The organism is Cellulomonas sp. B6 (assembly GCF_001462455.1).
Lineage (GTDB): Bacteria > Actinomycetota > Actinomycetes > Actinomycetales > Cellulomonadaceae > Cellulomonas.
Map to the genome: position 1 here is coordinate 42,137 of NZ_LNTD01000143.1, position 6,256 is coordinate 48,392.

The 6,256-nt window shown below is 77.2% G+C and carries 5 protein-coding genes; 2 read left to right on the forward strand and 3 right to left on the reverse strand.

Annotated features, from left to right (window positions below):
• Nucleotides 1-107 precede the first annotated feature (107 nt).
• On the reverse strand, nt 108-1,793 hold the full coding sequence (gene ptsP, locus ATM99_RS13365) for a phosphoenolpyruvate--protein phosphotransferase (RefSeq protein WP_062103370.1): 1,686 nt from the start codon (nt 1,791-1,793) through the stop codon (nt 108-110).
• 282 nt (nt 1,794-2,075) lie between these two features.
• Between ptsP and ATM99_RS13370 the strand changes: the two genes are divergently transcribed.
• Nucleotides 2,076-2,306: a glucose PTS transporter subunit EIIB gene (locus tag ATM99_RS13370; protein WP_062103371.1), complete on the forward strand. Its 231-nt coding sequence runs from the start codon at nt 2,076-2,078 to the stop codon at nt 2,304-2,306.
• A 13-nt stretch (nt 2,307-2,319) separates the two neighbouring features.
• Entirely contained in the window at nt 2,320-2,787 is a 468-nt protein-coding gene (locus tag ATM99_RS13375; RefSeq protein ID WP_062103372.1) for a PTS glucose transporter subunit IIA, read from the forward strand.
• 86 nt (nt 2,788-2,873) lie between these two features.
• On the opposite strand, the gene ATM99_RS13380 is transcribed toward ATM99_RS13375, so the two are convergent.
• On the reverse strand, nt 2,874-4,088 hold the full coding sequence (locus tag ATM99_RS13380; protein ID WP_223305068.1) for a mechanosensitive ion channel family protein: 1,215 nt from the start codon (nt 4,086-4,088) through the stop codon (nt 2,874-2,876).
• Nucleotides 4,085-6,250, reverse strand: a complete 2,166-nt coding sequence (locus tag ATM99_RS13385; protein ID WP_082659743.1) for a prolyl oligopeptidase family protein — start codon at nt 6,248-6,250, stop codon at nt 4,085-4,087. Before ATM99_RS13385 ends, ATM99_RS13380 begins: the two co-directional genes overlap by 4 nt.
• Nucleotides 6,251-6,256: the final 6 nt, after the last annotated feature.

Sequence of the window (6,256 nt, forward strand, 5' to 3'; positions counted from 1 at the left end):
GCGGTCCATCCTCACACGCCCCCGTGCGCGGCCCGCTGGGGCGCCGGTGTGCGTCGTGCCACGTCAGACGCCTCGCACGCGCTCGAGGACACCCCGCGGCACCCCCGTCAGAGCCCGAGGTCGTCGAGCACCGGCAGGCCGGCCCGGACCACGGCGCGCGCGTCGGCCGCGCTCGGGGAGTCCGCGGCGCGGCGCGCGAGCACGCGGCACGTCGCGAGGTCGGTCGCCGCGAGCACGGCCGCGACGTCGGGCAGCGCGCGCGGCGTCATCGACAACGAGGTGACCCCGAGCCCGACGAGCACGACCGCGAGCGCGGGGTCGGCCGCGGCCTCGCCGCACACCCCCACGGGCCGGGCCTGCGCGGCGCCCCCCTGGCACGTGGCCTCGACGAGCCGCAGGACGGCGGGCTGCCACGCGTCGGACAACGCGGCGACGTCCCCCAGCAGGCGGTCGGCGGCCATCGTGTACTGCGTGAGGTCGTTGGTGCCGATGCTCGCGAACCGGGCGTGCGCGAGGAGCGGACCGGCCAGCAGCGCGGCGCTCGGCACCTCGACCATGATCCCCGCGGTCGGCAGGCCGTGCCGCGCGCACGCGGCGACGAACCGCTCGGTCTCGTCGACCGTGGCGACCATCGGGGCCATGACCCACGTGGTCGTGCCGGGGTGCGCCGCGGCGGCCCGCGCGATCGCGGTGAGCTGGTCCTCCAGCACCTCGGGGCGCGCGTCGGCCACGCGCAGCCCGCGCACGCCGAGCGCGGGGTTCGCCTCGGGGGCCGCGTGCAGGAACGGCAGCGGCTTGTCGGCACCCGCGTCGAGCGTGCGGACGACCACCTTGCGGCCGTCGAACGCCGCGAGCACGCGCGAGTACGCGGCGGTCTGCTCGTCGACGTCGGGCGCCTGCGTGCGGTCCAGGAACGCGAACTCGGTGCGGAACAGCCCCACGCCCTGGGCCCCCGAGTCGGCGGCCGCCTGCGCCTCGGCGGGGTCCCCGACGTTCGCGAGCAGCTCGACGCGGTGGCCGTCGGCTGTGCGGCCGTCACCGTCGAACGTCCGCGTGGTCCCCGCCAGCGCGCGCACGCGGGCCACGGCCTCGTCCGACGGGTCGGGCGTCGCGGTGCCGGCCGCGCCGTCGACGAGCAGCAGCGTCCCCTCCGGGACGTCCAGCGCCCCGGCGGCGGCGACCACCGCCGGGATGCCCCGGGCGCGCGCGAGGATCGCCGTGTGGGACGTCGGACCGCCGGCCGCGGTCACCACCGCGAGCACGCGCGCCGGGTCGAGCGTCGCGGTCAGCGCGGGTGCCAGGTCGTGCGCGACGAGGACGTAGGGCGTCGCGCGCACCGGCACGCCGGGCGCCTGCTGCCCGGTGAGGTGGGCCACGAGCCGGTCGCGCACGTCGAGCACGTCGCGCACGCGCTCGGCCATGTACCCGCCGAGCGCCTCGAGCTGGGCGGAGACGGCGTCCGCGGCCTCCCACACCGCCCGCTCGGGCACGAGGTGCTCGGCGCGCACGCGCTGCTGGGCGTCGGCCACGAGCGAGGGGTCGGCGGCCATCGCCGCGGTCGCGTACAGCAGGGCCGCGACCTCGCCGTCCGCGGCGTCGGCGGCGGCGTCGAGCTCGTCCCGCACCGCCGCGGCGGCGGACGCGACCACCTGGGCGGCGGCGTCCGTGTCGGCACCGGGGGCCAGCCGGCGCCCCGCGGGCGGCTCGGCGACCGCGTCCGGCAGGTGCACCACGGGACCGACCGCACGGCCCGGGCTGACGCCGATTCCCGTGACGACCTGCGTGCTGACCACCGGACCTCCTCGGAGCGTGCCGACGACGCGGGGGCGGCGGGTGCGGGCCCGCCGTCGTCGCCGTGCCCTCGCAGTCTGGCCCGGGCGCGCGCACCGGTCCACACGGCGACCCGTGCGGCGCGTCGTGACCCGCCGGGGCGTGGACGGCACGGGCGGGTGCGCGGCCGACGGAGGTAGCCTGAGGACCACCGCACGCGACACGCAGGGGCCGTGGGCGCACGGGAGGCCGTTCTCCCGCGCCGCTCCTGCGCCACGCGGCGACGACGATCCCGGGGAGAGCCATTGAGCAAGGCAGAGCAGATCCTGGCCGCACTCGGCGGCGAGGCGAACGTGGTCGACCTCGAGCCGTGCATCACGCGCCTGCGGGTCGAGGTCGGGGACGCGCAGCTGGTCGACGAGTCCGCGCTCAAGGCCAGCGGCGCGTTCGGGGTCGTGCGGTCGGGTCGGATCGTCCAGGTCATCGTCGGCCCCGAGGCCGACCACCTGGCCGCCGAGCTCGACAACCTGCGCTGAGCGGCACCGCCGCGTGACGACGGTCCGGCTCGTCAGCCCGGTGGCCGGCGTGGTCCGAGCGCTGGCCGACCTGCCCGACGCGGTGTTCGCCCAGGAGATGGTCGGCCCCGGGCTCGCGGTCGAGCCCGACCGCGTCGGGCGGCAGGACGTCCTGGCCCCGTGCGACGGCGTCGTGGGTGCCCTGCACCCGCACGCGTTCGCGCTCGAGCTCGACGACGGCCGCGGCGTGCTGGTGCACGTCGGCATCGACACCGTGACGCTGCGCGGCTCGGGCTTCGTGCTGCACGTCGACCGAGGGCAGCACGTGCGGGCCGGGGACCGCGTGCTCACGTGGTCACCCGTCGACGTCGCCGCGGCGGGCCTCGTGACGGCGTGCCCGGTGGTCGCGCTGCAGGGCGAGGCCGCGGACCTCGTGCGGCTCGTCGCCGACGGTGACCGCGTGACCGCCGGGACGCCGCTGCTGGACTGGTCGGCCGGCTGAGGGGCCACCCCCGACGCGCGCGCCGGGCGCGCTGATCCGGTCGCCGCGCGCGGACGGCTCCCCGGGTGGTCGGAGGCCCCGCGCCGTCAGGTCCGCGCCGGACCCGGGGGCTCGGGGGGATCGACGACGTCGTGCACGGGGGTGTCGTGCGGGTCGCGACCGCGCGCCGCCTCGGCCCCGGGTGCCCCGTCCGCCGTCGCGTCGTCGGCGGACGCCGGGTCCGTCGGCGCCGGCTCGACGTCGTTCGAGGCGTCGGCGGGCGCGGGCGCGTCGCCCGCCAGTCGCGCCCGGTGCGCGTCGAACGCGTCGCGCTGCCCGGCGAGCGGGACCCCCGCGGCCTCGAGCACCTGACGCACCGCGACGCGCAGGTGGCGCGCGACCTCCCACTGCATCGCGGGGGCGGTGCGGACGGACAGCCGCAGGCCGACCGCGTCGGCGGCGAGCTTCTCGGCGCCCGTCACGGTCGGCGCACCCTGCAGGTAGGCGCCCACGACCGGGTCGGCGGCGACCGTCGCGGCCGCCTCCTCGAGTAGCGCGCGCGCCTCGTCGACGTCGACGAAGTAGTCGACGTCGACCTCGACCACGGCCGTGGCCCAGCCCTGCGTCTTGTTCCCCACGCGCACCATCGAGCCGTTGGGGACGTACCAGAGCGTGCCGTCGGCGTCCCGCACCTTGGTGACGCGCAGACCCACGGCCTCGACCGTGCCCGTCGCGGGGCCCACGTCGACCACGTCGCCCACGCCGTACTGGTCCTCCAGCAGCATGAAGAGCCCGGACAGGAAGTCCTTGACCAGGCTCTGCGCGCCGAAGCCGACCGCGACGCCGACGATCCCCGCCGAGGCGATGAACGGTGCGAGGTTGATGCCCAGCGCGTCGAGCACGAGGATCCCGGCGATCGACCCGACCACGATCGACGCCGTCGAGCGGAGCACCGAGCCGATCGTGCGCGCGCGCTGCGCGCGGCGTGCCGTCGCCAACGGGTTGGCCTTGAGCAGGACCGACCCGACCTCGGTGCGACCCAGCGGGCGCAGGACGCCGCGCTCGGAGGCGGGGTCGCCCTCGGCGATGTGCCGCGTGACCGTCGAGATCGTGCGGCGCAGGACGAGCAGGAAGACCCCGCTGAACACCAGGATCAGCACGATGCGCAGCGGCACGCCCACGAACCACGCGCCCCACTGCTCGGCCCACTCGGGCACGGACAGGCCGCTCGGCGTGAGGGAGGGCAGCGTCGGGTCGTCGCTGGGGGTCGCGAGCGACGTCACGACCGACGACGCGAGGGACGCGGCGAGCCCGGCGCTCACGCGACACCCCCGCGCGAGATCTCCAGCAGACCGGTGCGGTCCGCGACGAGCTGGAGCTGCTCGACCGCCAGCACGACCGTCCGCGACAGCGCGCGGGCGCCGTGGCCGACGCCGACCTCGCGGCGCACGAGCACGGGCCGCTCGAGCGGGTCGGACGACGTCGCCGCCTGCAGCGCGGCCGCGAGCTTGCGCGCGTGCAGCGGGTCGACGCGCGTGTCGCCCTCGAAGACCGTGAACAGCACCGCGGGGTAGGCGGTGCCCTCGACCACGCGGTGGTACGGCGAGTAGCCCAGCAGCCAGCCGAGCTCGACCGGGTCGTCGGCGTCGCCGTACTCCTCGGTCCACGTCACGCCGAGGCCGAACCGCTGGTAGCGCACCATGTCGAGCAGCGGCGCCGAGCACACGGCCGCCGCCCACAGGTCGGGGCGCTGCGTCACCGCCGCACCCACGAGCAGGCCGCCGTTCGACCCGCCCCAGCACGCGAGCGCGCCGGGCGTGGTCCAGCCGTCGGCCACGAGTCGCTCGGCCACGGCGTGGAAGTCGTCGAACACGTTCTGCTTCGCCTCGCGCATGCCCGCGCGGTGCCACTCCTCACCCTCCTCGCCGCCGCCGCGCAGGTTCGCCACGACGTAGACGCCCCCGGCCTCGACCCACGCGAGCGTGGTCGCCGAGTACGCGGGGTCGAGGCTGATCTGGAACCCGCCGTAGCCGTAGAGGATCGTCGGGGCGGCAGCGAGCGGGCGGCCGGCGGCGTCGAGCCGGTCGGCGCGGGCCAGCACGAACGCGCGCACGGTCGTCCCGTCGGCGCTCGTGACCTCGACCTGCTGCGCGCGCACGGGCGGCACGTCGGGCAGCGCCCCGGGAGGAGCGGCCCAGAGCGTCACGTCGCCGGTCCGCGCGTCGTAGCGGTGCACGCGCGGCACCGTCACGTGGTCGGTGTACGAGAACCACACGTCGGACCCGCCCTCGGGTCGCGTGACCAGCCCCGACACCGAGCCCAGCCCGGGCAGCGGGACCTCGCCCGTGCGCGCACCGGTCGCCGGGTCGTGGACCGTCACCTCGCTCACCGTGTGCCGCCGCCACGCGGCGAGCAGCGCGGTGGGCTCCGTCGGGTCGCCGTCGTCGACGAACGCGACGCCCTCGAGCACGGCGACGTCGTCCTGCGGCAGCAGCGTGCGCCAGTGCGCGACGCCGGGCGTGCGCGGGTCGGTGACCGCGAGCCGCCCGCGCGGCGCGTCGAGGTCGGTGTGCACGTACAGCCTGCCGTCGCGCGCGACCCACGCGCCGACCTCGGCGTCGAGGCCGACCGCGACCTCGGTGAACGCCGGCGCCTCGTGCGCGCCCGGCACGGTGAGGTCCGCGATCCACACGTCCGTGCGCGGCGCCGTGCCGGCCGACGCCGACACCACGAGCCACCGGCCGTCGAGGCTGACCTGGACGCCGTAGTAGCTCGTCATGTCCAGCCCGGCGCCGAACACCTCGACGTCCTGCTCGGGCGACGAGCCCACCCGGTGCAGCCACACGCGCCGGTGGTACTGCTGCTCGTCGGCCGGCACGAGGTCCGGTGCCACGCGGCGCACGTAGTAGAACGCCTCGCCGCCGGGCAGCCACGCCACGGGGGAGTAGCGCGCACGGTCCACGGGACCGTCGACGAGCTCGCCGCTCGCGACGTCGAGCACGTGCAGCACGCTCTCCTCGGTGCCGCCGTGCGACACCTGGTACGCCACCAGGTCGCCCTCCTTCGACGGCTGCCACGCGTCGAGCGTCGTGGTGCCGGTCGCGTCCAGCGCGAGCGGGTCGACGAGCACACGCTCGGTCGTCGTGCCGTCCGGGCCCGGCTCGGCGACGACCACGACCGCGTGCTCCTGGTCGCCCGCGCGCCGCGAGAAGAACCGTCGGTCGCCGCGCCAGGCCGGCGCACCGACGAACCCGGCCCCGAGCAGGGCCCGCAGCCGCGTCTGCAGCGCGTCCGTCGCGAACGGCGTGCCGGCGGCCGCGTCCTCCACACGCACGCGGTACGCCGCCCACAGGTCGTCCTGCGCGCGCGACCACGCCTGGGTGCGCTCGTCGGCCGCGCGCCGCGAGAAGAACCGTCGGTCGCCGCGCCAGGCCGGCGCACCGACGAACCCGGCCCCGAGCAGGGCCCGCAGCCGCGTCTGCAGCGCGTG